The organism is Haladaptatus sp., from assembly GCF_049589095.1.
Classification (GTDB): domain Archaea; phylum Halobacteriota; class Halobacteria; order Halobacteriales; family Haladaptataceae; genus Haladaptatus.
The window spans coordinates 1-2111 of sequence record NZ_JBAWAC010000437.1 but is presented as its reverse complement, the minus strand read 5'-3'; the positions used below and the strand labels follow the sequence as shown (position 1 = coordinate 2111).

At 65.7% G+C, this 2111-nt stretch carries 2 protein-coding genes; one reads left to right on the top strand and one right to left on the bottom strand.

Features of this window, described 5'->3' with window-relative positions; translation table 11 throughout:
- Positions 1-18 precede the first annotated feature (18 nt).
- On the top strand, positions 19-1035 hold the full coding sequence (locus WBV42_RS13715; RefSeq protein WP_423986523.1) for a sodium:calcium antiporter: 1017 nt from the start codon (positions 19-21) through the stop codon (positions 1033-1035).
- A 2-nt stretch (positions 1036-1037) separates the two neighbouring features.
- On the opposite strand, the gene WBV42_RS13710 is transcribed toward WBV42_RS13715, so the two are convergent.
- Positions 1038-2111, bottom strand: a 1074-nt coding sequence (locus WBV42_RS13710) for a hypothetical protein (RefSeq protein ID WP_423986522.1), incomplete at its 5' end; no start/stop codon positions are given.

Sequence of the window (2111 nt, the reverse complement as noted above, 5' to 3'; positions counted from 1 at the left end):
GAGGGCGACGACGCGCCGATGGTGACCGGACTCCCCGCCGGAGTCGTCTTCATCGCCGGAGCGGCGCTGTTGGTGTACAGCGTCGAGAAACTCATCGGGTTCCTCACCAAGGCCGCCGTCGGTCTCGACCTCTCCCTGTTCGTCCTCGCGATCCTCTTCACCGGCATCGAGTTCGACGACGTGGTCTTCGGGGTAGCGACCAACGTCGAGAACTTGGACGGCGTCGCGCTCGGCGTCGTGTTCGGCACCGCGCTGTCGCTGACCGGAATCACGCTCGCGCTGGCCGCCATCCTCACTCCCTTCGAGGTGGACGTTCCCCGCGACTATCTCGTCCTGTTCGCGCTGTCGCCGTTCGTGATGGTGCCGTTCGTGTTGTCCGGGAGCGTGACGCCCTCCGATGGCGTCGTCCTCATCGCCCTGTTCGTCCTCGTCTTCGGCTACATCGTGTACCGGGAATCGAGTCGCAACACTCCCGTCTTCCGGGATACGGAGGTACGGGAGATGCTGGACGGTGGTGTCGTCCGCCCCGCCGCCGACGACATTCCGTTCGTCCCCGACCGCGAACTCCCGGGAATCGCGTGGTTGGGCCTCTCGGTCGTGGCGCTCGTCGGTCTCGTCATCGGTGCCTCGGCCATGTCGATGGGGACGGAGGGGATCGTCACGACCTACGGCATCGAGGACACCGTGTTCGGTGCGACCGTCGCGACGGCCGTGTTGACCGTCGAGGACCTCTTTTTGACCATCGAACCCGTCCGGCGCGGCGCGCCCGAAATCGGCATCGGCAACGTCGTCGGGAGCGTCCTCTTTTCGGTCACAGGGAAAATCGGGGTCATCGCGCTCGCCGGGAGCATCGGCATCGGATCGTCCGTCCTCGTCTGGCACCTGCCCGTGTTCATCGTCGGGACCGTGCTCGCGGCGTACTTCATCCACACCGGTCGTCTCCGGCCGTGGCAGGGGTACGTCCTGCTCGGCCTGTACGTCGCCTACTGGGTCGTCAGCTTCGTCGTCTTCGGCGGCGCGCCGATAGAAATGTAGATTCAGTTTCCTTTCGGAATCGTCCGTCCGAGCAGGAACGCGGGGAATCCGATCACTCCGACGAAGACGAGGAGATACACGAGCAAGAAGGCGGGGATCAGGAAGTCGTTCGGTCCCCTGACGCGGGTAACCGATAGTGTAAGTGCGAGTACGATGGCGAACGCGACGGGCGGAGCGCCGAGGGCCAACCGCCGGTGTCGACGAACCGCGGCGGCGTAGCCGACTGCGGTCATGAACGACGCCAAGAGGACCGAAAACGACGCGAACAGGAACTTTCGGATCGTGTACGGGTTCGAGGCGAAGAGCCGAGCGGCGACGGATGAGTCGACGGCGATGGCCGCCACCATCGCCACGCAGATACCGACCAGCCACGCGAGGAGGACGGCGGCCACAGTGCGGTAAAACGTCGGGCGAACGTCGCTGAACGCCAACATCCCGAGCACGACGTACGTTCCCCCGGCGACGACGATGCCCATCGAAAGTCCCGATACGACGTCGGTTAATCGGACGGTTCCGACGAACAGTGCGAGCGTTCCGAGAACGCTGACGACCACCGCAATCGAGCGGGGCGTCCCCCCGTTTCGGCGACGCTCCCCTCCCCCGAGTCGAACGAATCCGGCGAGCAAGCCGAGCAGAACGCTCGCCGGGAGGAGAACGTCCAGCAGGAGGTTGAAGACGATGTCCTCGGCGAGCGCCCCCACGACCGCCACGAAGCTCCACGCCTCGCCGACGACGCCGCCAGACTCCGCGAAGGTGACGAAGGGTCCATCTCCGACGTCGTGGAAAGCGGTTACACTGAACGAGTTTCCGCCCACGCTCGCACCATGTGGCGCGCGGGTGACGACGGTTCCCGGTGGACCCACCACGGTCAGTCGGTCGGCACCGAGTCCCGATATCGATCCGCTCCGTGCGTGTCGAAACCCGTCGAAGCGGACCACACCGCCGGGCGTCGCCGCGGCGGCCGTCGTTCGGTAGCGGAGGACGACGGTATTCGTTCCGACGACGCGGGCGTCGAGAAGCGTTCCGGGACCTCGGTATCGGACGATGCCGTCGAGCACCGTCGGATTCTCCCGGAA